The following is a 26,988-nucleotide window of genomic DNA, read 5'->3' as shown; positions in this document are numbered from 1 at the left end:
GCTCGGCTAGTGCCAGCCCATGGGAAAAAGGCTTTTGCCGCCGGAGAGTGGCGGCGGCGACAATATCGAGCCGGTCGATCTGAAGAAGGCGCTGGAAGAGCGCTATCTCGCCTACGCGCTCTCGACCATCATGCACCGGGCGCTGCCGGATGTGCGCGACGGGCTGAAGCCGGTGCATCGTCGCATCATGCATGCCATGCGTCTGTTGCGGCTCAACCCCGACCAGGGCTTTGCCAAATGCGCCCGCATCGTCGGCGAGGTGATGGGCAAATTCCATCCGCATGGCGACCAGTCGATCTACGACGCGTTGGTGCGGTTGGCGCAGGATTTTTCGATGCGCTACCCGCTGGTCGACGGGCAGGGCAATTTCGGCAATATCGACGGCGATAACGCCGCCGCCATGCGCTACACCGAAGCGCGCATGACCGAAGTGTCGACGCTGCTTTTGGAAGGCATCACCGAGGACGCGGTCGATTTCCGCCCGACCTACAACGAGGAAGACGAGGAGCCCGCCGTGCTGCCCGGCGCCTTCCCGAACCTGCTCGCCAACGGCTCTTCCGGCATCGCCGTCGGCATGGCGACCTCGATCCCGCCGCACAATGCGGCCGAGCTTTGCGACGCCGCGCTCCACCTGATCGAGCATCCGGATGCGCCCGTCACCAAACTGATGGATTTCGTCCAGGGGCCGGACTTTCCGACCGGCGGCATCATCGTCGACAGCCGCGCCTCGATCCTCGACGCTTATGAAACCGGCCGCGGCGGCTTTCGCGTCAGGGCGAAATGGAACCAGGAGGATCAGGGCAGGGGCACCTGGAACATTGTCGCCACCGAAATCCCCTACGGCGTCCAGAAGGCCAGGCTGATCGAAAAGATCGCCGAGCTTTTGATGGCGCGCAAGCTGCCGCTGCTCGAGGATATCCGCGACGAGAGCGCCGAGGATATCCGCGTCGTGCTGGTGCCGAAGAGCCGCTCGGTCGATCCCGGCATCATGATGGAATCGCTGTTCAAGCTGACCGAGCTCGAAAGCCGCTTTCCGCTCAACATGAACGTGTTGTCGCGCGGCAAGGTGCCGAACGTGCTGTCGCTGAAAGGCGTGCTCAAGGAATGGCTGGAGCACCGCCGCGACGTCCTGATCCGCCGCTCCAAGCACCGCCTCGGCGAGATCGAGAGGCGGCTGGAGATCCTCGCCGGCTATTTGATCGCCTATCTCAACATCGACGAGGTGATCAGGATCATCCGCGAGGAGGACGAGCCCAAGCAGGTAATGATGGCCCGCTGGTCACTCACCGACACCCAGGCTGAAGCCATCCTCAACATGCGGCTGAGGGCGCTGCGCAAGCTTGAGGAATTCGAAATCCGCGAGGAATTCAATGGCCTGACCGGCGAGAAGAAGCAGATCGAGGCACTGCTTGCGTCCGACGCCAAGCAGTGGGCGACGATCAAGTGGGAAGTCGCCAACGTTCGCCAGAAATACGGGCCCGACACCGAGATCGGCAAGCGACGCACAGAGTTCGCAGATGCACCCGAACATGACCTGACCGATATCGCCCATGCCATGATCGAGCGCGAGCCGGTCACCGTCGTCGTGTCAGAAAAGGGCTGGCTGAGGGCCATGAAAGGTCATCTGACCGACCATTCGGCCCTGACCTTCAAGGAAGGCGACAGCCTCAAGCTCGCCTTCCACGCCCAGACGACCGACAAGGTGCTGGTCTTCACCACCGGCGGCAAGTTCTACACGATCGGCGCCGACCGTCTGCCGGGTGGGCGTGGCCATGGCGAGCCGATCCGCATCATCGTCGACATGGACAACGACCAGGATATCGTCACCGCCTTCGTCCATGATCCCAAGCGCAAGCTGCTGCTGGTGTCGCATGACGGCAACGGTTTCATCGTGCCGGAAGAAGAAGTCGTCGCCAACACCCGCAAGGGCAAGCAGGTGATGAACGTCAAGGCGCCCGACGAGGCCCAGCGCTGCGTGAGCGTCGCCGGCGACCATCTCGCCATTGTCGGCGAGAACCGCAAGATGCTGGTGTTCCCGCTGGCCGAGATCCCGGAGATGGGGCGCGGTAAGGGCGTGCGCCTGCAGAAATACAAGGATGGCGGTGTTCTCGACCTCAAGACCTTCACGCTCGCAAGCGGCCTGTCCTGGCAGGATTCGGCAGATCGCACCTTCATCAAATCGCGTGACGAGCTTGCCGAATGGATCGGCGCCCGCGCCTCGGCCGGCCGCATGGTGCCGAAGGGATTCCCGAGGACTGGCAAGTTCGGGTGAAGCGGTAATCTCCCCCCTTGAGGGGAGATGTCGCCGAAGGCGACAGAGGGGGTCGGAACGTCCAGACGCGACCCTTATCGCAGACAGAGGAGACTGGCGTCTCACGCGCGGCGACCCCCTCTGGCCTGCCGGCCATCTCCCCTCATGAGGGGAGATTAGCAGCTCCACCCAAACATTTGGAATGTCGTCACGATTGCTGCACTATATCAGTGCATAAGCGATGCGATGGGCCAGGGAGAGTTGGGCGCTTGAAGGAAGTCAGGATACAGAAGCCGGAGCGGCAGCAGCGCCTGTTTGGCCTGTCGACGCCGCTCAGGGCCGCTGTCATTCCGCCGCTGTCGGCGGCGCGCTGGCTCCTGGTGCTGATCGTCGCCGCCGGCGTTTATTTCTTCCACGGCTTCCTGTTCCCGGTCCTTGCCGCCCTGGTGATTGCTTTCGCCAGTTGGCCGCTCTATCGGCGGCTGCTCGCCGGCGTCGGCGGCAACCGCACGATTGCGGCGACGCTTGCGATCTTGTTCATCCTGACTTTCCTGGTGGTGCCGATCGCGCTTGCCGGCACCTACGCCATCAATGAGGTGCGCGAATGGGTCAACTGGGCGATCGAGACCAACCGCTACGGTGCGCCGACGCCGCACTGGCTCGCCACCATGCCCGTGGTGGGCGAATGGCTCAATGAACAATGGACGGTCAACGTTGGCCACCCTGGCGGCATCGGCGAACTGATCCAGCTGATCAGCGGCGCCAATATCGGCAGCATCTATCGCGGCGTGCTTGCCGCCGGCGGCAGCGCCTTCGGCCTTTTGCTGACGCTGCTGTTCATGATGATCGCGCTGTTCTTCGCCTATCGCGACGGCGAGCATTTCGCCGGACAGGTCGATCGCCTCGGCGAACGCATCCTGCCGGCCAGATGGGAACGGATCTCACGCGTGGTGCCTGCGACGATCTCCTCGACGGTAACCGGCATGACCGTTATCGCCATCGGCGAAGGGCTGGTGCTGGGTATCGCTTACTGGTTGGCCGGCGTACCATCGCCGGTGACGCTCGGCGCGCTGACAGGCATCATGGCGCTGATCCCCGGCGGCGCGCCGCTGTCCTTCACGCTGGTCTCGATCTATCTCGCGGCCAGCGGCTCGCCGATGGCCGGGCTGGCACTGTTCATCTGGGGCGCGGTCGAACTCTTCATCGTCGACAAGACATTGCGCCCGAAGCTGGTCGGCGGGCCGATAAAACTGCCCTTCCTGCCGACTTTTTTCGGCCTGATCGGCGGCGTCAAGACAATGGGCTTTCTCGGCCTGTTCATTGGCCCGGTGCTGATGGCGCTCCTGGTCGCGATCTGGCGCGAGTGGCTGCGCGAGGTAGAACTGACCGATGAGCTCGCTGCCGCCGAACCGGCGGAGCACGATGACGCGCCGCCGCAGATCGAAATTGTCGCCGAACGCGCCGCCGCGAAAAAGAATCAGGCCGGGTGACTGATGGCGAACGTGGCGCGGCGTTTGCGCCCCTCGTGCAATTGCCAGAGCGAATGGCCGATCAACGTCATGATGAGGATCGCGCCGCCGATCAGGCTGTTGCGCGACGGCGCTTCGGCGAAGATCATCCACACCCAGACCGGTGCCAGCACGGTTTCAAGCAGGTAGAACATCGCCACCTCCGGCCCGGAGATGTATTTTGGGCCGTTGGCGAGGCAGAAGAACGAGATCGGCATGATGACGGCACCGTTGAAGACGATCCACCATGGCGCGTTGACATGAAAACCCACCTTGGAAACCATCAGGGTGGCGACGGCCAGCGGCAGCACCACTCCAATCAGCGCCGTGAAACCCATGTCCTTGCCGCTTGCGCGCGAGATGGTGATGGCCGCTGCGATCATGAAAGCCGAGCATAGCGCCATCAGGTCGCCGAAGAGATGTCCGGTTCCAACGGAATCGCCGACAATGATCGTCACGCCGACGATCATCAGTGCCAGCGCTGCAAGCGTCAATGGCCGTGGCCTCTCCTTCAGGAACAGCCATGACAAAAGGGCCGCGAACATGGTTGTGAACGCCAGGATGAAAACGAGGTTGGCGGTCGATGTGTTGTAGACGCCGGTGATGAAAGCGATCGAGCCGAGCCCGTAAAGGCCGGCAACGATGAGCCCTGACCAGCCCGGCACAAGCTGCGGTGCCTTTGCGCTCAGCGAGCGCCAGACGGCCCAGATGATAAGCGTGGCGACGAAGGTTGTGCCGGTGCGCAACAGCAGGATCGTCCATGCCTCGCCATCGGCGAGCCGGATCAGCGGAATGTCGACGGTTAGCGTCAGCCCGCCGATGGCGGTGATCAGAAGGCCTCTCTGGTGGTCGTTGTGGGAAGACATGCGGCAATTCTCGCGTAGGCTTGGAGGCGCAAAATTGACCCGCCCGGTATTCCAGCCGATCGGCCGGAAGCCCAGCGGGCGTCCTCCTCGAAACAATTTAAGGGTGAATACCGAAGGCAGGAATCAGCGCGAAACCGCTTCGTGATTGTAGCGTTCCCAGCCTTTCGGGCCGAGATGCTCCTGCGGCTGGAAGCGCATCTTATAATTCATCTTGCGCGAGCCGTTGACCCAGTAGCCCAGGTAGACATGGGGCAGGCCCATCGCCCTGGCGCGGGCGATGTGGTCGAGGATCATGAAGGTGCCGAGCGAGCGGTCCTCGAAGTCCGGGTTGAAGTAGGAATAGACCATCGACAGGCCATCGGCCATCTTGTCGGTGAGGGCCACGGCGATCAGTTCGCCCTGGCCCTTGCCGGTGATGAAGCTGTCGGGTCCGCGGCGACGGTATTCGATGACCTTGGTGTCGACATGGGTATCCTCTACCATCATGGCGTAGTCGAGCACGGTCATATCGGACATGCCGCCACGGCGATGGCGGGCGTCGAGATAGCTGCGGAACAGCGAATACTGTTCGGTGGAGGGTTCGGCGTCGTGCATGGCGCCGACCAGATCCGAATTATGCTGTATGACCCGTTTCATGTTGCGGCTGGCGGTGAATTCCTGCGCCAGGATGCGCACCGACACACAGGCGCGGCAGGTCTCGCAAGCCGGCCTGTAGGCGATGTTCTGCGACCGCCTGAAACCGCCCTGCGTCAACAGATCGTTCATCTCCGGAGCCTTGTCGCCGACCAGATGTGTGAACACCTTGCGCTCGAACTGGCCCTCGAGATAGGGACACGGCGAGGGCGCGGTCAGAAAGAACTGTGGCGACTGGGTCGGGTGCTGCGTCATCGAGCCTTGGAAACACTCCTGCGAATCGCTCTACCTTTGGCGCGGACGCCGAAAAATTCAACAGGATTGTGAAAGCCTGGTTGATTGGATGTCTTCACATTTGTGCGCAAAGGCCGTGGCCGCGCTTCAAAAGTCTGCTCAGCGATCGCTGCGGCTGACGACGGTGCCGAGCAGCAGGTCGTGCAGCGTGCGCTTGCGGTCGGAAAACAGGCTCACCAGCAGGACCAGCGGTGAAAGGATGACATTGCCGGCCCAAAACAGCACCGAATGCACGACGGCGGTCAGCCCGTCGATGCGGGTGCCGTCGAGCCGGTCGAGCCGGATGCCCATCACCTTCATGCCGGTGGTGGCCTGGTCTTTACTGCCGAGCGTGTTCCAGATGTAGAGGACGGCGACCGCCGGTACGAGAATGGAAAACAGCATCCAGCCGAGGCCGAGCGTCAACAGCCCAAACAAGAACACCAGGATCGCGAATGGAATGGTGAGCAGCGCCACGATGAAATAGTCGATGACGAAGGCGAGAATGCGCCGTGTGCGCACGCCCTCATAGGCGCGGACATCTTCGAGCCTGCTGGTGATGATTTCGCCGTCGAAAACGCGAGCGTTCATTTCATTTCCTCGTAATCGAACCCGGGTTAAGGCACGGGCCGCTTATTGGTGAAATGGTGAAGGTTCGCGGCGGAATCAAGATCGAGCCTTTCGCCGCCGTGTAGATGGTGACGGTGTGCCTGGTGCCGTCTGACTTGTTGAATTCATGGCGCGGATAGCGTTAGCTTGCTGCGGCGCAACAAAGGGCGCCGAGCCGAGGGGACGGGGCGACATGGACTACGACATGCTGGTCATCGGCAGCGGCCCGTCCGGGCGCCGCGCCGCGGTGCAGTCGGCCAAGCTTGGCAAGTCGGTGCTGGTGGTCGACAGGGGCCGGCGACTCGGCGGTGTGTCGGTGCACACCGGCACCATACCGTCGAAGACGTTGCGCGAGACGGTGCTCAACCTCTCCGGGTGGCGTGAGCGCGGCTTTTATGGACGCGGCTACCGCGTCAAGCAGGACATTTCGGTCGGCGATCTGGTCGAGCGCCTGCACAAGACGCTCGACCATGAGGTCGAGGTGCTGCAGCACCAGTTCATGCGCAACACGGTCAAAAGTGCGCGCGCCGCGGTAAAATTCCTCGGCCCCAACAAGGTCAGCCTGACCACCGACACCGGCGACTACAGCGAGGTTGGCTTCGCCCATGCGCTGATCGCGGTCGGCACCCGGCCGCACCGGCCGCGCGACGTGCCGTTCGACAAGACACGGATCTTCGACAGCGACGAGATGCTGGAGCTCGACCGCCTACCGCGCACGCTGACGGTGATCGGCGCCGGCGTCATCGGCGTCGAATATGCGACGATCTTTTCGGCACTCGACGTTCCGGTGACGCTGGTCGAGCCGCGCAATACCATGTTGGATTTCGTCGACCGCGAGATCGTCGATGACTTCATCCATCAGATGCGCGACCGCGGCATGACCATCCGCTTGGGCAGCGCCGTCAAGGAGATCGCCTCCAAACCCGATCATGCCGAGGTGATGCTGGCCGACGGCCGCACCATACGTTCCGAGATGGTGCTTTATGCTGCAGGGCGTACCGGCAATGTCGGCAGCCTGGGGTTGGAAGCGGTCGGCATCGAGGCCGATCCCAGGGGCCGCATCAAGGTCGATCCGCAGACGTTCCAGACCAGCGCGCCCAACATCTATGCCGCCGGCGACGTCATCGGCTTTCCGAGCCTGGCATCGACCTCGATGGAGCAGGGCAGAGTGGCCGCCTGCCATGCGTTCGGCGTGCCCTTGCCGCCGCCGCCCGAAACCTTTCCCTACGGCATCTACGCCGTGCCGGAAATCTCCACCGTCGGGCAATCCGAGGAGCAGGTGCGCGAGAGCGGTGCTGCCTACGAGGTCGGCGTGGCGCGGTTTCGCGAGACATCGCGCGGCCACATAATGGGCGTCAACACCGGTTTCCTGAAGCTTCTGTTCTCGATCGAAACACGCCGTCTGCTCGGCGCCCATATTGTCGGCGAGGGCGCGACCGAGCTCATCCACATCGGCCAGGCGGTGATCAATCTCGGCGGCACTGTCGACTTCTTCGTCAACAACACCTTCAACTATCCGACGCTGGCCGAAGCCTACAAGATCGCCGGGCTCGACGCCTGGAACCGCATGGGGCGAGGGTAGCCTCGAGGCTCATCGGTCTGACGGTGCAACGGCGACTGCAGGATCCGCCAGCCATTGCCTGACGATCTCTGCGTCCGGATCGCCGATTTCATGGCCGGAGGCAATGGTTTGGGTCTCGACTTTGGCGCCATGCGAGCTCAGTAGAGCAGCCAGCGCCGGCGCGAATGGCCCGTAGGTCAGGTCGGTGGCGCCGGCGATGATCAACGCCCGCGCCTTCGACAGGTCGGCCGCCGGCACCTCGTCGAGCACCGGCATCGGACGCAGCAATGCGGCGCGCTGGATCAGGCCTGGATGCAGCAGCATGACGCTTGAGACCAGGTTGGCGCCGTTCGAATAACCAACAAAGGTCGCGCGGCGGAGATCGACGCGGCGGCGCTTCGCGATGCCGTCGACGAAGCCCGCGAATGCGTCCGCCTCAGCATGGATGCTGGCCTGTTCGAAACGCGTCGGGGTGATTCGCGTGAACCAACGGAACCCGTCCTCCTGAGGGATGCGGCCACGGACCGCAACCAGCGCCGCATGCGGCGCGATTTGCCGACCAAGCGGCAGCATGGTTGTCTCGTCTACACCCGATCCATGCAGCAGGAACAGCCAGTCACCGGGTAAGTTGGCGGGTCGATGTAGCCGGTAGAAAAAGCCTGAATTTTCCTGCAAAATACCGTCTTCGAGGCTCTCCTCGGCCATCGTCACATCCTTTTGATTTCGTGTTACTTTCGTTAATTTGCCGGCTTCAAAACGAAATATTTTCAAGCTCCGCGAAAGTTGATTGAACCGGGCGCATTTCAGTCCGTTTCTTTGCCGATATAATCCCCGCGGGAGGGATCGAAGCAGTGTGCGCCGGGTGATCGCCCGAGGGGTCGCATGCCAGGCATAAACAACCAGCTTTAAGGCCTTTTATCGATGACCATGCCAGTTTCGCCGGAACGCGATACGCGTATTGACGTGTTCCGGGCTCTCGCCCTCCTGACCATATTCATCGACCACGTGCCGGGCACCGTTTTTGAAACCCTGACCTATAAGAATTTCGGGTTTTCGGATGCGGCCGAGGCCTTCGTGCTGATCTCCGGCATGTCCGTCGCGCTTGCCTACGGTACCAAATTCCAGCCGGGAAACCGGCTGATCGCAACGCTGAAGATGTGGCGCCGCGCCGGCGTGCTCTATGTCACCCACATCGTCACGACGATGGTGGTCATGGCTATCTTCTGCGCAGCGGCGGTGTTTGCGAGACGCCCGGACCTTCTGACGCTGATCAACATCGAGCCGCTCGTCAGGAACCCGCCGCAAGTCCTGGTCGGTATCGTCACGCTCGGCCATCAGCTCGGTTACAACAACATACTGCCGGTCTATGCGGCTCTGCTGTTGATGGCGCCGGCCTTCCTGCTGTTCATCAGCTACAGGCCACTGGCCGCGCTTGCCGTGTCCGCAGCCCTTTGGCTGGTTGCCGGAATCTACCAGATCGCGCCGCCGAACTACCCGGAGCCCGGGTTCTGGTTCCTCAATCCGCTGTCATGGCAATTGCTGTTCAATATCGGCATGGCCAGCGTGTTGCATGTGCGGCGCGGCGGCACCATCCCGGTCAATCGCTGGCTGGTCGGCGCGGCGGCCGCCTACGTGCTGACGGCGCTCGTCTGGGTGCACAGCCCGCTGTGGGGGCATGTGTCGTGGCTCGACCTGCCGGTGGTGCTGACCGGTTTCGACAAGACGTTCCTGTCGTTGCCGCGGCTGCTGCACATCCTGGCGATGAGCTATCTGGTCGTCGCCTTGCCTTTCGTCTCGAACCTGTTCCGCACCGGCCGCGACAATCCGCTCGCCATATTGGGCAAACGCTCGCTGCCGGTTTTCATTGCCGGCACGGTGATTGCCATGGCGGCGCAGGTGATGAAGCTGATCAACCCGGGCGGCATTGCCTATGACAGTCTGCTGCTCGCCGCCGGCATCGCCATGCAGTTCGCGCTCGCCTTCTATCTGGAGTGGCTGTCCGCCATCGGCTGGTCCGGCAAGGGCAAGCCGGTCCGCAACGAGGCGCCGCCTGTCCGTCCATCCTTTGGCATCGGTCCCATGGCGGCCAATAGATAAGGGTTGGAGCCGATCTGCCCAGTCAGCCTGTACTTGGCGGCGGTCCGGACGATGCCCTGACGACAAGTTCGACGTCGAGCGTTTCTCGCCGCACCGTGCCGTCGAAGTCGAGGATTCTTCGCGCTGCCCGGCGGCCGATCTCGGCGATCGGCTGGGCGATGGTGGTGAGCGGAGGCTCGCAAATTGCGGCTTCAGGCACGCCGTCGAAGCCGACGACGGAAACATCGCGGGGAACCGCGATGCCCCGTGCACTGAGCCATTCCAATGCCACCATCGCGATCCGGTCCGACATCGCCAGGATGGCGGTCGGCGGCTCCGCCGCTGCGAAGATGGTTTCGAGACCAGCCCTTGTGCTCGCCTTGTCGTTTTCGGTCTCGTAGACCGGCACCTTGGCGGTGTCGACACCAAACCGGGAAAGCTCTTCGAAATAGCCGAGGAGGCGGTCACGGGTCCCGGTATAGGACGCCGTCCGGACCTGCTCGGGCGAGACAAGACCGGTGCTGTCGTCGGCGAAGGCCAGCGACAACACGGCGAAGCGGCGATGTCCAAGTTCCGCCAGATGGCGCGCCGCGAGCCGGCCGCCGGCAACATTGTCGATGCTGATCGCCGAGACCGTGTCGTCCTGCGAGCCGAGCTCCAGCGCGACGAAGGGGAGCTTTCGTTCGCGCGTCAACTCGACGAGGCGCGGACCGCCCTCGATGCAGAACAGGATGAAGCCGTCCACGAGGGCGCTCTGGATATTCCAGGCAAGTTTTTCCTCGTTGCCAGCCGACACGAGGGCTATCCCCGCGCCAGTTGCGTCGCAGGCTTCCGAAATGCCGGCCATCATCACGCGGGCAAACGGGTCGTCGAAGAAATAGGACAGCGGCTCGGTTGTGGCGACGCCGATTGCATTGACCTTGCCGGCGCGCAGCAGCCGGCCCTTGGGATCCGGGCCGGCGTAGCCCAGCGCGTCGGCCGCCGCCTTGACCCGCTCGCGGACTTCCTCGCGCACGATTTCGGGACGGCTGAAGACATTGGAGGCAGTGCCGTGCGATACGCCCGCGGCTTTGGCGATGTCCGCCAGCCGGATGGGCCTCCTGCTGCCTTCGGTGAGTGATGCCATTTGGTTGTCTCCGGGTCTCCCGTCCAACAGGATCGCCGATTACTTTAACACCTTCGTTGGATCGATTCAAATTTTTGCTTGACATTTATGGTGCGATACGTACTCTTTGAATCGATCCAAGAGGCGCTTCGCCAGCGGGTTTGGATCGATACAAGAGGAGAGTGCCATGCATCCCGTCAATTACCTGTTCGAGGACATTTACCGGAACGACTGGAGCATCCGCTCGAGCGCAGAAGCCCGTAAGGGGCGCGACAGGACCGGTCCGTGGATTCGCGACCTGCGTTTCCTCGTAGGACGCAAGCGGAGCTGATCGGCGGCCTATTTTTTTGCCCGCTGATTGGATCGATTCAAAAGGCTAGAGGAGATTAAGCCATGCACCCGATCAAGCATCTGTTCGAAGACATCTATCGCAATTATTGGGGCATTTCTCCGGCCGCCGAACGGCCGGAGCGACGGCGTGTAGTCAAGACGACCAAGCGCGAAGTCCGGCCCGAACGTCGTCAAGACTGACAGAGCCGGCGAACCTGCCGCGTCAAGGGCGCGGGCGTACCAGCGCCGAGGCGGCCATCACCAGCCAGCCGCCGATGAGCAACATGCCGCCGATCGGCGCCGACATCGGGAACAGCCGCGAGCCAAGGAAGTCGCGGGCCAGAAGATCACCCGAGAACAGCAGAAGCCCGACGAGGAGGATGAGGCTTCCGGTTCGCAGGATGCTGTTGCCACCGAGCAGCCCGACGGCAAGGAAGACCGGCGCATGCATGAGCAGGAAGGACGCGGCCGTACCGACGAAAGCGCCGCCGAGATGCGCCGCCGCCGCCGAAAGCGCCACGCCGGTTGCGCCGCACAGGCAGCCGGCAAGAACCAGAATGCGGCCGCCTGCCGCGTGTTCATCCGTGCTCATTTCCACGCCTCCGTGATTCCTGGCGACCGCCTGAGATAGTGCCGCGAACCGTGTCAGGATTTGCCGGCTTCCGCCAGCATGTCGCGTTCGCGGCGCGATTGGACCAGCCAGTTATAGGCCGCTCCGCCCGCCATCAAAACGGATGTGCCGAGAAACACCGAGCGCATACCGAAATGGCCACCGGCGAAGCCGCCGAGCAACGGCCCGGCAACCTGCCCGACATATTGCGCCGAGATCGACAAGCCCAGCACATTGCCGCCGACGCCGTCGGGCACATTGTGGCGGATAACGCTGGTGATGCAGGGCAAAAGACCGCCAAGCGCCAGGCCCATCAGGAAACGCAGGCCGACGAGTTGCCAGCCCTGCGTAACGAACGCCTGCGGAATCAGCAGCAGCGCCGAGACTGCGAGTGCGACAACGATGACGTTCCAGTGGCCGATACGGTCGGCGAGCTTGCCGAGCCTCGACGCCGACAGGATGGCGCCGAGCGCTGCCGCGGACATGACGATGCCGGAGACCAGCGTGACCTGGCTCTGATCTTCGATGAGCTGTTGGACGTAGACGGTGATGATCGGCTCGATCGACATGGTGGCGAAACTCAACAGCATGCCGGTCGCCAGCATGGCGACGACGGGGCGCTTGTCGGGAATCTGCGACCAGCCGTCTTTCGCTCTTTCGTCTGACTTGGCCTTGGCGGCAACCGGGCGAGGGGCCTCCTTGATCAGCAAGGTGGTTGCCAGAAACGCCAGGAAAATGACCCCGCCGGCGAGCAGGAATGTGGCGCGGATGCCAATCAGCGGCGGCAGCGCGCCGCCGAGCAGCGGACCGACCAGGGCACCGGCCGTAATGCCGGCCGACAGCACGCCCAGCGCCCAGCCGGAGCGATCCTTCGGCGTCTGCATAGCAACCAGGATGGTCGAGCCCGAAGAATAGCCGCCGGCAAAGCCGATCAGCAGGCGCAGGAGCACCAATTGCCAGACGGTCTGCACCATGCCGGTCAGCGACATGCACAGCGCCATGCCGAAACTGGCGCGCACCAGCATCAGTTTGCGGCCGTAGCGATCGCCTAGCCGCCCCCACAGGGGCGCGACCAGCGCGGCAGCAAGGAAGGTGGCGCCGTAGGCGATGCCCGACCACTGCACGATCGCCGCATGGCCCTCTGCGCCCAACTGCTCGACGTAAAGCGGCAGGAAGGGCAACAGCAGCGTCATCGCTACAAGCGTGCTGAACGAGCCGGCAAAACACACGGCGAGATTGCGACGCCAGTGGACGTTGTGCGTGCCTTGCGTGGCGAGAGTGGCGTCTTGCGGCATGTCCTATCCTGTCCGGCAGCTTGCATGAAAACTTGCTGCGGATACCATTTTGGGATACCAAGCTGGTATGTGTCATGAACGCAAGCCCCGTCGCTGTCAATGCGGGCCTCTCAAACATGATGGACAAAGGCCGGCGTGATCGGCCAACGCTGGCCAGTGACCCGATTGCCGGAACAAATGACCTGAACGGAGCGCCAATGTCGCAGATGCAGAACGTCGAAAAGCAGCTTCGCGAGATGATCCTCGGGCTCGAGATCGGTCCCGGCGAGCGGCTGACGGAGCGCTGGGTCGAAAGCCGCTTCGGCGCTTCGCGCACGCCGGTCAGGGCGGCATTGCTGCGGCTCGAGACCGAAGGCCTGATCTGCCGCGACGGCCGCGGCTGGACGGTCTCGCCCATCAATCTTGCTGAGCTCGAGCAGATCGCTGTCTATCGCGAGGCGGTCGAGGTCGCGGCACTAAGACTAACTTGCACCTTGCAGGACAGAAGTGCCGTCGAAATCATCGAGGCGATGCTCGATTCTTGCGACGACAAGACGCCGCGCGAGGAATGGCATCGCGTCGGCATGGATTTTCATATCGAGTTGGCCCGCCTGTCCGGCAACGAGTTCCTGTTCAGAGCGGTTCGCGACGCGATGACACGCCTGTCGCGCGCCCGCTGGCTCGAGGTTCGCGACGAGGCAGCGCTCGGCCGTGCCTGGGCCGAACACCATGCCATTCTGTCGGCGGTGCGGGCCGGCGATGCCGATAGCGCCGCCCGCCTGCTTTCAGCCCACATCATTGGCAGCCGCGACCGGCTGGTGACCTCGCTGCGCAACGACCGGCGTGGCCTCCGCGCCAGGGGATTTGCCGTCGTCGCTTGAGTGTCGCTTGAGTGAGGATCGGCTGCCATTGATCACGAAAAGGGCAGATGAGCGAAGAATGCTACTTTCGGTCTCGCTTCGCAAATGCCGATGGCGTAAGAGCGGCGATGGAAAACAACCGATTTGACACACCCGTGACCGTCAAGGGCGCGGCGGGAAGCAATCAGCTCTTGCGTACGGCCCGCGAGGCTTCCGACTACCTCCTCAACAATTGGCCAGGCAAGCGCAGTCCCAAGCACCGCGAAGCGCTGCAGGCCTGTCATGATGCGCTGGCCGGCGACAAGCCGGCCATGAACGCAAGACGGGCCTTCATTGCCGCCGCCCGCGAAGTGAACGTCTTCGTCAGCGACAAGGCGCCGGCCTGAGGCATAGCGGGGACTTGACCGAGACCCGGGCCGCCTGACAGGCCTGATATCATCACTCGGCCGTTTCGGTGTTGGTTTGCGACTCGCTTTCGCCCTCGGGCTTCGATCGCTCTTTGGCCGCGACCTTGGCAGCCTGCTTTTCCGCCTTCTTGGCAGCCTTCTGCCGGTCGCGTTCCTTGCGTTCCTGACCGTAGTTCGGTGCTCGTGCCATATCGTTTCCTTTCATTGTGCTTGGCCTTTGCCTAGGAGCATTGGGCCACAAACACAACACCGCAAGGCACGATCGGCTCCATATCTCGTCGCAGTCCGGAGCCCCGCTTCAGGGCCGTTTTTTCAGGCGCCGTCTCGGTCGAGGACGAGATCGGCGGGCCCGAACCGGTCCTTTGCCGTGAATTGCTGGTGCCAGTAGGGATAGAGCACGGGCGGCCTGCTAACCACGTCGAGCCGTGTGCGCTCCTCATCGGCAAGCACAAGGCTTGCAGCGGCGATATTGTCTTTGAAATGCGCTTCGGTTCGTCCGCCGATCACCAGCGAACTGACAGCGGGCCGGCCGAGCAGCCAGGCAAGCGCCACCTGCGCCGCCGACACGCCGTGGTTGTTGCCGATATCGATCAGCACGTCGACGATCCGCCACAGCCGGTCCTCGTCGCGGATCGGCGGTTCCGACCAGCCGCTGAGCTGTCGGGCGGTCGGCTGGTCACGGTGGTATTTGCCGGACAGCAACCCGCCGGCAAGCGGGCTCCAGACCAGCACGCCGAGTCCCTGGTCGACCGAGATCGGCAACAATTCATACTCGGCCTCGCGCGCTTCCAGTGTGTAATGGATCTGCTGAGTGACGAAGCGCGGGTGGTGATGACGGTCGCTGATACCCAGCCCCTTCATCACCTGCCAGCCGGAATAATTGGAGCAGCCGACATAACGGACCTTACCCTGCGCGACCAGCGTGTCGAGCGCGGCGATGGTTTCCTCAAGCGGTGTCAGGCCATCCCACTCGTGCAGGAAATAGATGTCGATGACATCGGTCCTGAGGCGCTTCAGGCTCCTTTCGCATTCGCGGATCAGATGGTAGCGCGACAGGCCTTCATCGTTGGGGCCCTTGCCGATCCGCATGCGCGCCTTGGAGGCGATCAGCACGTCGCCCTTGCGCTTGCCGCCGAGCGCCTCGCCGATGATCTCTTCCGACACCCCGTTCGAATAGACGTTGGCGGTGTCGATGACATTGACGCCGGCATCGATGCAAAGGTCGATCATCCGGCGCGCCTCGTCGAGGTCGGTCTTGCCGACCGCCGAAAACGCGCCGCCGCCGCCGAAGGTCATGGTGCCCATGGTCAGCGTCGAAACCTTCAGCCCGGAACGGCCGAGAGTGCGGTATTCCATGTCGTATCCTCACGATTTATCGGGAAAGGGCGTTGCAAACGACAGCCCTCAATGAACCGGATATTTGTAGGATAATTCGTTCCGCTTGTCGCCCGTTCCGCAGGGCAAGCTCGATCACATCTTCCGGATTGAACGCACAGCCAGCGCAGTAGTGGCTGCAATAAAACCGTCATTGCCGGCCTATACCAACATCGGTCCAGCGCTTCGATTTCCGGCCGCCGGGCCGGGCGGCAGAGCGCCTGACAGCGGCCGGCAAGGCCTGTAAGCGGAGCAGCACAGAATTCCCCGGCCAGGGACTGGCTGGAGGAGGTGCCGCACGAGGAGATCACACTGCCGGAGCGCGTCTTCAATCCCGAATACGAGCGCCAGGTACTGCCGCGCGAACTGTATGTGCCGGAGAAGTACTGAGGCAGGGACCCCTTCTCCCCGTCACTATACGGGGAGAAGGTGCCGGCAGGCGGATGAGGGGCAGCGCCAAGGTCGGCAATTGAACCCGCTCAAATCACTTCGTGGACTAAACTTATTCTGACGTCATATTGCCCTCGGTGGCATTGTCCGGCAGCGTAAGCTTCGATCGCTTGCGCCGCCCCTCATTGCCCTGCCGGGCATTTCTCCCCGTATAGTGACGGGGGAGAAAGGGGCCTGCACCAAGGGTTTCGCCAACAGCGCAGACAAAAACGCCCACGCTACTTCCTAATCGCGCTCGATGATGACATGCGTGGCCTTCGGCGTCGCGACCTGCTCGCTGCAGCGGTAGCCGAGCTTGGGCATGTCGATGCCGGCAAAAAGGCTCTCGCCGGCGCCGAGCAGGACCGGTGAGATCGCCAGATGCATTTCGTCGATGAGCTTTTCCTTGAGATATTGCCGGATCGTAGAAACGCCACCGCCCAGCCGTACATCCTTGCCGTCAGCCGCTGCTCTCGCCTTTTGCAGCGCTGAGTGGATGCCGTCGGTCACGAAATAGAAGGTCGTGCCGCCTTCCATGACGATGGGATCACGCGCATGGTGGGTGAGCACGAAGACCGGCACATGGTAGGGCGGGTTGTCACCCCACCAGCCTTTCCAGCTGTCATCCGGCCATTCGCCGCGGATCGGCCCGAACATGTTGCGGCCCAGGATCCATGCGCCGACATTTTCGAAGCTGCGCGCCGCGAACGCCTCGTCAGTGTCCGTGGTCCCGCCATCCTTGCCGAGGACCATCTTGCGGAAGGTGCGGGTGCCGAACATCCATCCGTGCAGGGCTTCCCCGCCAACACCCAGCGGGTTCTTCAGGTCTTGGTCGGGACCGGCGCCGAAGCCGTCGATCGACAAGGTGAAAGCGCTGACGCGAAGTTTGGACATGAGAGCCTCCTTGATAACCAATTGTGAGATGCAAGCAGTTATCGGGTAGCTTAACTGATTGCATTTTGCAAGCAGTATCTACTGCCGCATCTGTGAAATGACGACGATTGGCATCGGAAGTGCTGATGGAGGGCCGGTCGGGACGATGGGTTGCCTAGGTTCTGATTGAACCAGCCTCTCGTCAGCCACAGTCGCTGCTATGCGCTCTGGGCTCGGCGACAAGCTCACGTTTCAACAACGTCAGCATGGTTCTGGCAAGTTGATCGGGAGCCTCGCAATTCGCTGAGACGCGATAGTAGCGGCTTGCGTCAAAGCCTAGTCCAACCGCCAGCAACTCAACCCTGCCGGCTTTCTCGAGCTGACGAACCACATGAATGAGATGATCGTCGAGATAGCGCGGGCCGTTTGCTAAAAGTGTGGCATCGTCGACCGGCGCGCCGTCGGATACGACAAACAGTACTTTACGGGACTCAGGACGTTGCAGCAGCCGCCCGGCCGCCCACTCGATGGCTTCACCATCGACATTCTCTTTAGGCAGGTCGGGTCGCAGCATCGGCTTGAGGGCATGGCCCATACTGCTCTGGCGCTTGTCGCCGGCCTCCCTGTAGACGATATGAAGCAGGTCGTTCAATCTTCCCGGATTGGCGGGCCGGCCATCTTCATTCCAAGTGCGTCTTGATTCTCCGCCGCGCCAATTGCGCGTTGTGAAGCCCAAGAGTTCGACCTTGAGGCCGAGTGTGCTCAGGAATTCCTGAACAATGTCGGCGGATGCAGCCGCGTACAGAATTTTTTGGCCGCGCATCGAGCCGGATTGATCGAGGAGGATAGAAACGACGGTGTCGTCGAGGTCTGATTCCGAGAGGCTGTTTCGGATCTCGGCCGCTATATCCGCCGCCAGGATATGGTTCTTCGTCTTCCACCCGGCGAGGCCGCTTTCAAGCTCGATCCATGCGGCGTCGAGCGCGGAGTTTTGCTTGTCCGAGATTCGACCAATAGCGCTGGACAGCTTGGAACTCGGCACAATCCAGTCATAAAGCGTGACATAGGCGTGATACCCAAGCGTATCTGTGTCGCCGCGTGGCTTGGGACCGAACACCGTTTTGAAATGCTTGCCCAGCCCCCACAACAACGTTTGCTAGCCCTTCAGCATCGCCGCCACTTCGGGCGCAAAGTAGGTGAGAATCCCGTCGCAGCCGGCGCGCTTGAAGGCGAGCAGCGATTCCAGCATCGCCTGTTCGCCGTCGATCCAGCCATAGGCGGCGGCGGCCTTGATCATCGAATATTCGCCCGAGACCTGATAGGCGAAGGTCGGCATCTGCAACTCGTCCTTCAGCCGGCGGATGATGTCGAGATAGGGCAGGCCAGGCTTGACCATCAGCATGTCGGCGCCCTCGGCGAGATCCTGCTCGGCCTCGCGCACCGCTTCGTCGGAATTGGCGTGATCGATATAATAGGTCTTCTTGTCGCCCTTGAGCAGGCCGGCGGTGCCGACCGCCTCACGATAGGGGCCGTAAAAAGCGGATGCGAACTTGGTCGCATAGGACATGATCGCTACATCCTGAAACCCATTGGCGTCGAGCGCATCGCGGATGGCACCGATCCGACCGTCCATCATGTCCGAGGGGGCAATGATGTCGGCCCCCGCCGCCGCCTGGATGACGGCCGCCGCTGTCACCTGCTCCACCGTTTCATCATTGACGATAATGCCTTCGCGCAAGATGCCGTCATGGCCATGCGAGGTGAACGGATCGAGCGCCGCGTCGGTGATGATGCCGATCTCCGGGACCGCGTGCTTGATGGCGCGGGTGGCGCGGTTGATAATGTTTTCCGGATCGAGGATGTGCGAACCGGTCTGATCGCGAAGGCCGAGCTCGACATTGGGGAAAGTAGCAATCGCCGGAATGCCAAGCTTTGCCGCGCGCTCCGCCTCCTTGACGGCGAGGTCGAGCGACAGGCGGAAAACGCCGGGCATGGCGGCGATCGGTTCGCGCACTTGTCTGCCGTCGACGACGAAGATCGGCCAGATCAGATCGTCGACCGACAGCCGGTTCTCCTGAACAAGGCGGCGCGACCAATCGGCCTTGCGCATGCGCCGCAGCCGCCGGCTGCCGGTGATCTCGTCGACGCTGCGCGCGCCGGCAGGCTTTGCAGGGGTGAATTTGTTCATCGCAAAAACTCCGGATCGGGCGGCTTTTACCACGAGCCTCCGCTGCTGACCAATGCGACACGATTGTGCCAGCGGTCCTGTTGGCTATTCTGGTTGACCATTGCCCGACAGGATCTGCGCAGCACCCCGCATGGCGACGCGGAATGCCTCGTCGAAGCTGACACCGCGCACTTGCCATTTATAAGCCTTGCCCTTCATGGCAAGCCGCCAATCTGCGACCCAGCCAAGTTCCTTGTCGCTCCAGACGATGCTGCCGGCGAGCGCCTGGTCGGCGCCGGCCTTTCGGGCAAGCTGGTCCAATGTCGCCATGTCGGCATGGCTGAGGCTTCGGTCGCCCAGCTTTGAGGCGGAGAGCAGCGACGCTGCGGGAAATACAATCCGCATGACCAGTGGACCGGTGGCATTGGCAAAGGATTCGCGCATCGCCGCGCCGCGCTGATCGTCCGCGTTCAGCGCGAAATGTCTCGCGCCTTGCTCCGCGGTGAGGAAAATCGCCAAGCGTGGCCGCTCGCCAAGCCATGGTTTGCTGCCAAGCGCGGCAAGCACCGGATCGATGACTTCGGGCTTATAAAGGCAGGTGAGATCGTGCGGCCGGTCATGAGTGCCCTGTTCGTCATGGACCGGAATGCCTTCGAGACGGTCATGATAACGGAATTCGGCAACGAAGCTGCCGGCCTTGTCGCGCAGCGCCGCCATCTCAGTTCTCTTCGGCAGCCGCTGATCGCCGGACACACGAACCAGCACCGCATCGAGGCAGGCCTTGAAACCGATCTGCCTGTTGACCTCGCCCTGGCCGGTGACGACGGTCTGCGATTGATAGAGCTCGTTGACGGTTTCGGCCGATACGGGAGGAGTGTTCGCAGCGATCAGGCCGACCACCACAACAGCAAGGCGCAGCAACCAAGGCATGATTCCAACCTCCCGGTTCAAAGCGCCAGCATTAGCACCGGGTGACGCCGACGACCAAGCCGCGGATTGGGCGCCGCCATTGACGCGGCCATGCGCCACGCTTTAGCACTTCACTCCCGGCGGGGCGCGGGGAGGGAGTCTCTGGCGATGGATTTTGGCGGAGGCGACGAGATTCGCTTCGAAAGATTGGGCAGGGCCGGCGTCGTCACGCTGACGCGGCCGCAGGCGCTCAATGCCGTAACCCACCGCATGGTCAAGGCGCTGGACAAGGCGCTGCGCAGTTGGGAGCGCGACGACGGCGTCGACGTTGTCGTGGTCAAGGCCGAGGGCAGGGCGTTTTCGGCGGGCGGCGACATCCTCCACATCTACGAAGCCGGCCGCGCAGGAAAGCCTCCGGTCGATTTCTTCGCCGATGAATACCGACTGAACGCCCGCATCGCTCGCTTCAAGAAACCCTATGTCGCGCTGATCGACGGCATCGTCATGGGCGGCGGCGTCGGCATCTCCTTCCATGGCTCGCAGCGGGTGCTGACCGAGAACGCGCAGTTTGCCATGCCCGAGGTCGGCATCGGCTTTTTCCCGGATGTCGGCGCCAGCCATCTGTTGCCGGATCTCGGCGGCAGCTTCGGCATGTATCTGGCGCTGACCGGCGACCGCATCCGCTATGGTGATGCTTTGTGGTCGGGCCTCGCCACCCATACGATCAAGGCGGAGGACCGGGCCGGCTTTCTCGACCGGCTGGCGGAAAGTGGCGATCCGGAATCAGTGCTGCGCGGCTGCTTCGTCCCGGCTAGGCGTGAGACCGACAGACCGACGCTGGAGGCCATCGCCCGGCATTTCGCGCAGCCGTCGCTGGCCGATATCGTCGCCAGTCTGGAGCGGGCAGCCACTGCCGACGAGTTCGCCGCAAAGACGCTGGCCACCATCCGCACCCGTTCACCGACCAGCCTGCATGTTGCATGGCGCCAGATCAGCGCCGGGCAGACGTTGTCGATGGACGAGTGCATGAAAATGGAGTTCCGTATCCTCAACCGCATGCTTGCCGGGCACGACTTCTATGAAGGTATCCGCGCCGCCATCATCGACAAGGGCTCGACGCCGCAATGGCGGCCGGCAGGCATCGATGACGTCAGCGCCGCCGACGTCGACGCCTATTTCGCACCGCTCGGCGAACGGGAACTGAAGCTGTGAGCGAGGTGGCCTCGAGACGCGTGGTGCTGCAGCCCTCGACGATCGAGGTCATCTTCGCCTGGTTCCAGCGCGTCATCGCCGGCTACTGCCTGCTGTTCGGCATCTTGTACTGGATCCGGCTGATCGGCTTTTACCCCGGCCCGTTGTGGCGCTTCGACCTGATGCCGGTGCACTGGCAGGTGGCGGCGGTGGTGCTGGCGGTGTTCTTTCCATTCGCTGCCGCCGGCCTCTGGATGCTGGCGTCCTGGGGGCCGGTGATCTGGTTCATCTGCGCGGTGACCGAGAGCGTCATGTATGCCGGCTTCCCCGAGCTGTTCGGCCACCGGCCGCTGATCGTCGCTTCGCACCTTGCGGTAGCGCTGCTCTACATAGTGTTCCGCGTGGTGATCTGGATCCAGAAGCGGCAAGCCCGGCGATAGCAATTCCGGCCAGGATCGTTGGCTAAATCTTTAGGTTAATTATCCTTGCTCGGGTGACCGTCCGTTAAGCCTCTTTCGAAACCCCTTACCGGTAAGCTCTTGTTAGCCTTGGCGTTTAAGTCGAATTTTATGAGTATTCGATAGTGTCGCGATCAAGGTGAAGAACAAAAAATCACCGGGCGACAAACGAGAGGCAAAGACAATGATCAATTCGCGTCCGGCGGCGAAGACCGCCAACGTATCCGATGACCGCCGCGAGGCGATCCGTTCGCTGTACATGGAATCGCTGCAGCTGGTCGAGCGGCTGCATCGCCGTCTGCTTGATGTGATCAAGGACGAATTCGACCGCAACGGCCGCTCCGACATCAACGCCATCCAGGCGCTGCTCCTGTTCAACATCGGCAATTCGGAACTGACAGCCGGCGAACTGCGCTCGCGCGGCTATTATCTCGGCTCGAATGTCTCCTACAATCTGAAGAAGCTGGTCGATCTCGGCTTCATCAACCACCAGCGCTCGCGCATCGACCGCCGTTCGGTGCGGGTCTCGCTGACGCCGAAGGGCAATGAGGTGGCGGAAGTCGTCGCCGGCCTCTACGAGCGCCATGTCGGTTCGATCGAGCAGGTTGGCGGCATCAACACCGAAGAGTTCAAGCAGATGAACCGCGCCCTGCAGCGGCTGGATCGGTTCTGGAACGATACCATCGCCTATCGGATGTAGTCGCATCCGCCACAGCAAGATCTGAAGCTGGACCACGGAAGCGCTGCCGCGGAGCAGACCAAAGGCCGGTGCCGAAAAGCACCGGTCTTTCCGTTTCGTCAGGCCGGCCGCTCCAAATTCGAGCAACAGCCACGTTGCCGCCATATTCCAATGGAACCGAAGATGCGGGTGATGCCGGGGCCAAAGCCGTGCATTTGTCCTGTGCTCAAATCACTTCCCATGTGGTTTTACACCGAAGTGATGCGGGCCATGGTTGGCTAATTGTTAAGAAGCCAACTCTAGAGTGCGGGCGAGAGCGCCCGGTGGGTTGAATTGTAGCAGGAATGTCTGGAACGTCCATGAGAACCAGCCGCCGTTTCTTCCTTTCAGGAGCCTCCGCGCTCGCAGCCGCAATGGTCGCCGGCCGCGCCAGTGCGCAGGATGTGATCGGGGATATCCTGAAATCCTCGGCCCGCGGCAATTGGGACGACCAGTTCGACGCGCGCCCCAGCCAGGGCGGCAAGGTGGCCTCGACGCTGCCGATCTTCAGCCTGCAGACCGTTTCGTTTACCGAGCAGGCGGTCGCGCAATACCAGAACATCGTTGCCCAGGGCGGCTGGGAGCCGGTTCCCGACACCAAGAAATTGCAGCTCGGCGTCGATGATCCCGACGTGGTCCCGCTGCGCAAGCGCCTGATGATTGCGGGCGATCTGGCGCAGAGCGCCGGCATTTCGACAGCCTTCGATTCCTATGTCGACTCGGCGGTCAAGCGCTTTCAGGCGCGTCACGGCCTACCTGCCGACGGGACGCTGGGCCAATATTCCTATGCGGCGATGAATGTTTCGGCGCCAATTCGTCTCGGCCAGTTGCAGACCAATCTGCAGCGGCTGCGCGAGCGCGCCGGCACGCTGGGCAACCGTTACGTGCTGGTTGACATTCCAGGCGCCCAGATCGAGGCGGTCGAGAACGATCGCGTCGTGCTGCGCCATACCGCGATCGTCGGCAAGATCGACCGCCAGACGCCGATCGTCAATTCCAAGATCAACGAGATCATCGTCAATCCCTACTGGAACGCGCCGGTCTCAATCGTGCGCAAGGACATCATTCCGCTGATGCGGAAGGACCCCAACTATCTCAAGGACAGCCATATCCGCCTGTTCGCGCCGGATGGCAGCGAGGTTGATCCGCTGACCGTCGACTGGTCGACCGACGATGCCGAAAAGTACCGCTTCCGCCAGGATCCGGGTGCTGGCAACGCGATGGCCTCGGTCAAGATCAATTTCCCTAGCCCGGACGGCGTCTACATGCACGACACGCCGCAGCAGAGCCTGTTCGGCAAGATGATGCGCTTCGATTCCTCGGGCTGCGTGCGCGTCCAGAACGTGCGCGATCTCGTCACCTGGATTCTTCGCGATACACCGGGCTGGAACCGCCAGCACTTCGAGGCGGCGATCAAGAGCGGCGAGAACGTCCCGGTGCAGGTCGCCAATCCAGTGGCGGTCTATTTCCTCTATATCTCGGCCTGGTCGACGGGGCCGGGCGTGGTGCAGTTCCGCGACGACATTTACGGCCTCGACGGGGCCAACGAGCTGCAGATCACATCCGCGCTCTAAGCAGCTGAGTTCATTTGCAAAAGGCTGCCGGAAGGGCGGCCTTTTTTATTGTCGTCGGCGCGCTCTGAGCTTTGCGCATGATTCCGAAAATCGGTTTTCGCCACGGATCATATTCAAACCATGCGGGGCTGTTCAGGAGATCACGCGAAGCCCTGCTGCCGGCCGGCAGGCGAAGAAATAATGTGCTTTCAGGGGGGCTGCCGCAATCCGGCCAGCAAATTTCGCGCTGCAAACGTGGCGGGCCGAAAGCAACTGTGTTAATGGCGCGACAGACCCCGAACCTTGAGGATTTCAGCCCATGGCAACAGCAGCGGCAGTGTCGAACAAATTCGAATCCTTCTTCGAAACCACGCTTGCCGATGCCGACCCCGAGATTTTCGGCGCCATCCGCAACGAGCTCGGCCGCCAGCGCCACGAGATCGAGCTGATTGCCTCGGAAAACATCGTCTCGCGCGCCGTGCTCGAGGCGCAAGGGTCGATCATGACCAACAAATATGCCGAGGGCTATCCGGGCAAGCGCTACTATGGCGGCTGCCAATTTGTCGATGTCGCCGAGGAACTGGCCATTGAACGCGCGAAAAAGCTGTTCGGCTGCAACTTCGCCAACGTCCAGCCGAATTCCGGCAGCCAGATGAACCAGGCGGTGTTCCTGGCGTTGCTGCAGCCCGGCGACACCTTCATGGGACTCGACCTCAATTCCGGCGGGCACCTGACGCATGGCTCGCCGGTCAATATGAGCGGCAAATGGTTCAAGGTTGTCTCCTATGGCGTGCGCAGGGAAGATCATCTGCTCGACATGGACGCGATCGAGAAGACCGCCCATGAGACCAGGCCGAAGCTGATCCTGGCTGGCGGCACCGCCTATTCACGCGTCTGGGACTGGAAGCGTTTTCGCGAGATCGCCGATTCGATCGGCGCCTATCTGATGGTCGACATGGCCCACATCGCCGGCCTGGTCGCCGGCGGCATGCATCCTTCGCCGCTGCCGCATGCCCATGTGGTCACCACCACGACGCACAAATCGCTGCGCGGGCCGCGCGGCGGCATGATCCTTTGCAATGACGAGGATATTGCCAAAAAGATGAATTCGGCCGTCTTCCCCGGCCTGCAGGGCGGTCCGCTGATGCATGTCATCGCCGCCAAGGCGGTGGCCCTGGGCGAGGCGCTGAAGCCGAGCTTCAAGATCTATGCGGAGAGCGTCGTCGCCAATGCCAAGGCGCTGGCCTCCAGTCTGCAGGAAACCGGTCTCGACATCGTCTCCGGCGGCACCGACAACCACCTGATGCTGGTCGACTTGCGCCCCAAGAACGCCACCGGCAAGCGCGCCGAGGCTGCCCTTGGCCGCGCCAACATCACCTGCAACAAGAACGGCATCCCCTTCGACCCGGAAAAGCCTTTCGTGACCTCGGGCGTTCGGCTCGGCACGCCGGCCGGTACCACGCGCGGCTTCGGCCAGGCCGAGTTCCGCGAGATCGGCAAGCTGATCGCCGAAGTGCTGGATGGACTGAAGGTCGCCAATTCCGACGAGGGCAATGCGGCCGTCGAGGCAACCGTGAAGGCCAAGGTGGCGGCATTGACGGATCGTTTTCCGCTTTACCCGTATCTTGGTTGACGCAGGGCGTCGTTCCCCCAACTGTGACGGCGCCGATCAACTGGGCACGGCTTCATCTCGGAGACGCTTGATGATGATGCGAATTTTCCGTTTCGCCAGTGTTGGCGCTGCCTTGCTCACCTTAGCCACCTCGCAGCTACTCGGCGCGGCCTTTGCGCAGACCGAGCCGGCGCCGGCAGCACCCAAGACAGAGACCTTCGGCAGGTGGTCCACCACGGTGGACGAGGTCAACACCGGCGAGGATGAGCGCAAGACCTGCGCCGCCTCGACGGTCTTTTTCGACGCCAACGGGACCAGTGGCACCCTCACGCTGGCCATCTCGAATGGCGACGTACTGCCGCCAGGGGGCTATCCGAGCCTCATCATCGCCGTGAAAAACAGTGAGTTGCCCAAAGGCGACAACATCCCGGCGGTGTTCCGCGACGTCAACGACAAGATCAAGGCTGGTTTTCATCTTATCGCCGACGGCCAGTGGATAATGAACAACAAGCCCGAGACCACGCTCGCCATACTGCGTGCCATGCGCCGTACCAGCGCCCTTGATGTCAGCTTCGCCGACAAGCCGGTCGCGACCATATCGATGGACGGCTTCACCAAGGCCTATCGCTATCTCGGCACGTCCTGCGGCTTCCCGACCGGCGACGTCGCTCCCTGATTGGCGTATTGCCGTCCAACTGATTGCCGCTCTCGCAATTTTGCTCGTGCCTCGCTATCTCTGAGGCGCGATCGGTCATCGGCCATACTTTGCCATCGTGGCAAAAACCTCTAAGCCTTTCGCTCTACGAGAAACGCGAACCGAAGGCTCTCCATGCGCTGTCCCTACTGTCAGTCCGAAGATACGCAGGTGAAGGATTCGCGCCCCGCCGAAGACGGTGCAGCGATCCGCAGGCGGCGCGTCTGCCCGGATTGCGGCGGCCGCTTCACCACTTTCGAGCGCGTCCAATTGCGCGATCTCGTCGTGGTGAAGAAGTCTGGACGCAAGGTGCCGTTCGACCGCGACAAGCTGCTGCGCTCGGTCGAGATTGCGGTACGCAAGCGCAACGTCGACCCGGAACGTATCGACCGGGCGGTGACCGGCATCGTGCGCCAGCTCGAAAGCTCGGGCGAGACCGAAGTGGCTTCTGGCGAAGTCGGCCGGCTGGTCATGGAGGCGCTTAAGTCGCTCGATGATGTCGCCTATGTGCGCTTTGCCTCCGTCTACCGCAATTTCCGCGAGGCCAAGGATTTCCACGACGTGTTGGGTGAGCTCAAGGGCGACGAGCTCAAAACCGACGAGTCCAGAGGCGAAGAGCTGAAGAGCGAAGAGGACGCCAGCTGAGC

Annotated in this window: 28 protein-coding genes and 1 pseudogene; 16 read left to right on the top strand and 13 right to left on the bottom strand. The window is 62.4% G+C overall.

The genetic code is table 11. The features are described from left to right. Nucleotides 1-19 precede the first annotated feature (19 nt). Both parC and AC0L2Y_RS11100 read left to right on the top strand, forming a co-directional pair. Nucleotides 20-2,272, top strand: coding sequence for a DNA topoisomerase IV subunit A (gene parC / locus AC0L2Y_RS11105; RefSeq protein ID WP_473556021.1), 2,253 nt, complete (start codon nt 20-22; stop codon nt 2,270-2,272). Nucleotides 2,273-2,520: 248 nt separating this feature from the next. Next, nucleotides 2,521-3,741 carry an AI-2E family transporter gene (locus AC0L2Y_RS11100; RefSeq protein WP_352491840.1) on the top strand — a complete coding sequence of 407 codons (1,221 nt, stop codon included), beginning with the start codon at nt 2,521-2,523 and terminating at the stop codon, nt 3,739-3,741. On the opposite strand, the gene AC0L2Y_RS11095 is transcribed toward AC0L2Y_RS11100, so the two are convergent. The 3 genes from AC0L2Y_RS11095 to AC0L2Y_RS11085 all read right to left on the bottom strand — a co-directional run bounded on the left by AC0L2Y_RS11095 (nt 3,729) and on the right by AC0L2Y_RS11085 (nt 6,122). Beyond that, on the bottom strand, nt 3,729-4,625 hold the full coding sequence (locus AC0L2Y_RS11095) for a DMT family transporter (protein ID WP_352491841.1): 897 nt from the start codon (nt 4,623-4,625) through the stop codon (nt 3,729-3,731). The genes AC0L2Y_RS11100 and AC0L2Y_RS11095 overlap by 13 nt on opposite strands. A 123-nt stretch (nt 4,626-4,748) precedes the next feature. Next, nucleotides 4,749-5,513 carry an arginyltransferase gene (locus AC0L2Y_RS11090; protein WP_023717252.1) on the bottom strand — a complete coding sequence of 255 codons (765 nt, stop codon included), beginning with the start codon at nt 5,511-5,513 and terminating at the stop codon, nt 4,749-4,751. A 138-nt stretch (nt 5,514-5,651) separates the two neighbouring features. Continuing rightward, a complete protein-coding gene (locus AC0L2Y_RS11085; RefSeq protein ID WP_352491842.1) occupies nt 5,652-6,122 on the bottom strand; it encodes an RDD family protein in 471 nt (156 codons plus the stop codon). A 211-nt stretch (nt 6,123-6,333) separates the two neighbouring features. On the opposite strand from AC0L2Y_RS11085, the gene sthA reads away from it, so the two are divergent. Further along, nucleotides 6,334-7,722 (top strand): Si-specific NAD(P)(+) transhydrogenase, encoded by a 1,389-nt coding sequence (sthA, locus tag AC0L2Y_RS11080; RefSeq protein WP_352649948.1) that lies wholly within the window; start codon nt 6,334-6,336, stop codon nt 7,720-7,722. A 9-nt stretch (nt 7,723-7,731) separates the two neighbouring features. On the opposite strand, the gene AC0L2Y_RS11075 is transcribed toward sthA, so the two are convergent. Beyond that, nucleotides 7,732-8,406, bottom strand: coding sequence for an alpha/beta hydrolase (locus AC0L2Y_RS11075; protein ID WP_473556017.1), 675 nt, complete (start codon nt 8,404-8,406; stop codon nt 7,732-7,734). A 216-nt stretch (nt 8,407-8,622) separates the two neighbouring features. On the opposite strand from AC0L2Y_RS11075, the gene AC0L2Y_RS11070 reads away from it, so the two are divergent. Next, entirely contained in the window at nt 8,623-9,798 is a 1,176-nt protein-coding gene (locus AC0L2Y_RS11070) for an OpgC family protein (RefSeq protein ID WP_352491845.1), read from the top strand. 22 nt (nt 9,799-9,820) lie between these two features. On the opposite strand, the gene AC0L2Y_RS11065 is transcribed toward AC0L2Y_RS11070, so the two are convergent. Continuing rightward, nucleotides 9,821-10,903 (bottom strand): LacI family DNA-binding transcriptional regulator, encoded by a 1,083-nt coding sequence (locus AC0L2Y_RS11065; RefSeq protein WP_352491846.1) that lies wholly within the window; start codon nt 10,901-10,903, stop codon nt 9,821-9,823. Nucleotides 10,904-11,069: 166 nt separating this feature from the next. On the opposite strand from AC0L2Y_RS11065, the gene AC0L2Y_RS11060 reads away from it, so the two are divergent. After that, nucleotides 11,070-11,213, top strand: a complete 144-nt coding sequence (locus AC0L2Y_RS11060) for a hypothetical protein (RefSeq protein ID WP_352472030.1) — start codon at nt 11,070-11,072, stop codon at nt 11,211-11,213. Nucleotides 11,214-11,275: 62 nt separating this feature from the next. Further along, complete coding sequence (locus AC0L2Y_RS11055; RefSeq protein WP_352491847.1) at nt 11,276-11,413, top strand: hypothetical protein; 138 nt, start codon at nt 11,276-11,278, stop codon at nt 11,411-11,413. A 22-nt stretch (nt 11,414-11,435) separates the two neighbouring features. On the opposite strand, the gene AC0L2Y_RS11050 is transcribed toward AC0L2Y_RS11055, so the two are convergent. Both AC0L2Y_RS11050 and AC0L2Y_RS11045 read right to left on the bottom strand, forming a co-directional pair. Continuing rightward, the gene (locus AC0L2Y_RS11050; RefSeq protein ID WP_473556014.1) at nt 11,436-11,804 is read right to left on the bottom strand and encodes a DUF423 domain-containing protein; all 369 of its coding nucleotides are present in this window, start codon (nt 11,802-11,804) and stop codon (nt 11,436-11,438) included. A 53-nt stretch (nt 11,805-11,857) separates the two neighbouring features. Further along, a complete protein-coding gene (locus tag AC0L2Y_RS11045) occupies nt 11,858-13,117 on the bottom strand; it encodes a multidrug efflux MFS transporter (RefSeq protein ID WP_352491849.1) in 1,260 nt (419 codons plus the stop codon). Nucleotides 13,118-13,314: 197 nt separating this feature from the next. Here AC0L2Y_RS11045 and AC0L2Y_RS11040 point away from each other — a divergent pair, with 197 nt between their 5' ends. Beyond that, nucleotides 13,315-13,977 carry a GntR family transcriptional regulator gene (locus tag AC0L2Y_RS11040; RefSeq protein WP_352491850.1) on the top strand — a complete coding sequence of 221 codons (663 nt, stop codon included), beginning with the start codon at nt 13,315-13,317 and terminating at the stop codon, nt 13,975-13,977. 107 nt (nt 13,978-14,084) lie between these two features. Continuing rightward, nucleotides 14,085-14,342 (top strand): DUF982 domain-containing protein, encoded by a 258-nt coding sequence (locus AC0L2Y_RS11035; RefSeq protein ID WP_023674477.1) that lies wholly within the window; start codon nt 14,085-14,087, stop codon nt 14,340-14,342. Nucleotides 14,343-14,394: 52 nt separating this feature from the next. Here the strand turns inward: AC0L2Y_RS11035 and AC0L2Y_RS11030 are convergent, their stop codons facing one another. Together AC0L2Y_RS11030 and AC0L2Y_RS11025 are read right to left on the bottom strand one after the other, a co-directional pair. Further along, nucleotides 14,395-14,553 carry a hypothetical protein gene (locus AC0L2Y_RS11030; RefSeq protein WP_292656176.1) on the bottom strand — a complete coding sequence of 53 codons (159 nt, stop codon included), beginning with the start codon at nt 14,551-14,553 and terminating at the stop codon, nt 14,395-14,397. Between the two features lie 122 nt (nt 14,554-14,675). Beyond that, nucleotides 14,676-15,719: an aldo/keto reductase gene (locus tag AC0L2Y_RS11025; RefSeq protein WP_352491851.1), complete on the bottom strand. Its 1,044-nt coding sequence runs from the start codon at nt 15,717-15,719 to the stop codon at nt 14,676-14,678. A 303-nt stretch (nt 15,720-16,022) separates the two neighbouring features. Between AC0L2Y_RS11025 and AC0L2Y_RS11020 the strand changes: the two are divergent. Further along, a pseudogene (locus AC0L2Y_RS11020) lies at nt 16,023-16,127 on the top strand (polyphosphate kinase 2); the annotation flags it as partial. A 285-nt stretch (nt 16,128-16,412) separates the two neighbouring features. On the opposite strand, the gene AC0L2Y_RS11015 reads toward AC0L2Y_RS11020, so the two are convergent. The 4 genes from AC0L2Y_RS11015 to AC0L2Y_RS11000 form a co-directional block, all read right to left on the bottom strand. Further along, entirely contained in the window at nt 16,413-17,060 is a 648-nt protein-coding gene (locus AC0L2Y_RS11015; RefSeq protein ID WP_473556012.1) for a dihydrofolate reductase family protein, read from the bottom strand. Nucleotides 17,061-17,241: 181 nt separating this feature from the next. Further along, nucleotides 17,242-18,186, bottom strand: a complete 945-nt coding sequence (locus AC0L2Y_RS11010; RefSeq protein ID WP_473556011.1) for a cobaltochelatase CobT-related protein — start codon at nt 18,184-18,186, stop codon at nt 17,242-17,244. Between the two features lie 9 nt (nt 18,187-18,195). Next, nucleotides 18,196-19,227, bottom strand: a complete 1,032-nt coding sequence (gene hemB / locus AC0L2Y_RS11005) for a porphobilinogen synthase (protein WP_473556009.1) — start codon at nt 19,225-19,227, stop codon at nt 18,196-18,198. Between the two features lie 84 nt (nt 19,228-19,311). Beyond that, nucleotides 19,312-20,136: a DUF2066 domain-containing protein gene (locus AC0L2Y_RS11000; protein WP_473556008.1), complete on the bottom strand. Its 825-nt coding sequence runs from the start codon at nt 20,134-20,136 to the stop codon at nt 19,312-19,314. Between the two features lie 147 nt (nt 20,137-20,283). Here AC0L2Y_RS11000 and AC0L2Y_RS10995 point away from each other — a divergent pair, with 147 nt between their 5' ends. From AC0L2Y_RS10995 to nrdR, 7 genes are all read left to right on the top strand, one after another. Beyond that, on the top strand, nt 20,284-21,327 hold the full coding sequence (locus AC0L2Y_RS10995) for an enoyl-CoA hydratase/isomerase family protein (RefSeq protein WP_473556006.1): 1,044 nt from the start codon (nt 20,284-20,286) through the stop codon (nt 21,325-21,327). Continuing rightward, nucleotides 21,324-21,746 carry a DUF6163 family protein gene (locus tag AC0L2Y_RS10990; RefSeq protein ID WP_473556004.1) on the top strand — a complete coding sequence of 141 codons (423 nt, stop codon included), beginning with the start codon at nt 21,324-21,326 and terminating at the stop codon, nt 21,744-21,746. Before AC0L2Y_RS10995 ends, AC0L2Y_RS10990 begins: the two co-directional genes overlap by 4 nt. A gap of 202 nt (nt 21,747-21,948) precedes the next feature. After that, entirely contained in the window at nt 21,949-22,464 is a 516-nt protein-coding gene (gene ldtR / locus AC0L2Y_RS10985) for a transcriptional regulator LdtR (RefSeq protein WP_023674486.1), read from the top strand. A 338-nt stretch (nt 22,465-22,802) separates the two neighbouring features. Continuing rightward, nucleotides 22,803-24,056: a L,D-transpeptidase family protein gene (locus AC0L2Y_RS10980; RefSeq protein ID WP_473556001.1), complete on the top strand. Its 1,254-nt coding sequence runs from the start codon at nt 22,803-22,805 to the stop codon at nt 24,054-24,056. A 298-nt stretch (nt 24,057-24,354) separates the two neighbouring features. Beyond that, on the top strand, nt 24,355-25,668 hold the full coding sequence (glyA, locus tag AC0L2Y_RS10975; RefSeq protein ID WP_473556000.1) for a serine hydroxymethyltransferase: 1,314 nt from the start codon (nt 24,355-24,357) through the stop codon (nt 25,666-25,668). 70 nt (nt 25,669-25,738) lie between these two features. Continuing rightward, complete coding sequence (locus AC0L2Y_RS10970) at nt 25,739-26,323, top strand: hypothetical protein (protein ID WP_473555997.1); 585 nt, start codon at nt 25,739-25,741, stop codon at nt 26,321-26,323. Between the two features lie 153 nt (nt 26,324-26,476). Next, on the top strand, nt 26,477-26,986 hold the full coding sequence (nrdR, locus tag AC0L2Y_RS10965; protein ID WP_352491860.1) for a transcriptional regulator NrdR: 510 nt from the start codon (nt 26,477-26,479) through the stop codon (nt 26,984-26,986). The last annotated feature ends 2 nt before the right edge of the window (nt 26,987-26,988 follow it).

It is taken from the genome of Mesorhizobium sp. WSM4830 (assembly GCF_055811495.1).
This window is presented reverse-complemented; position numbering and strand designations above follow the sequence as displayed.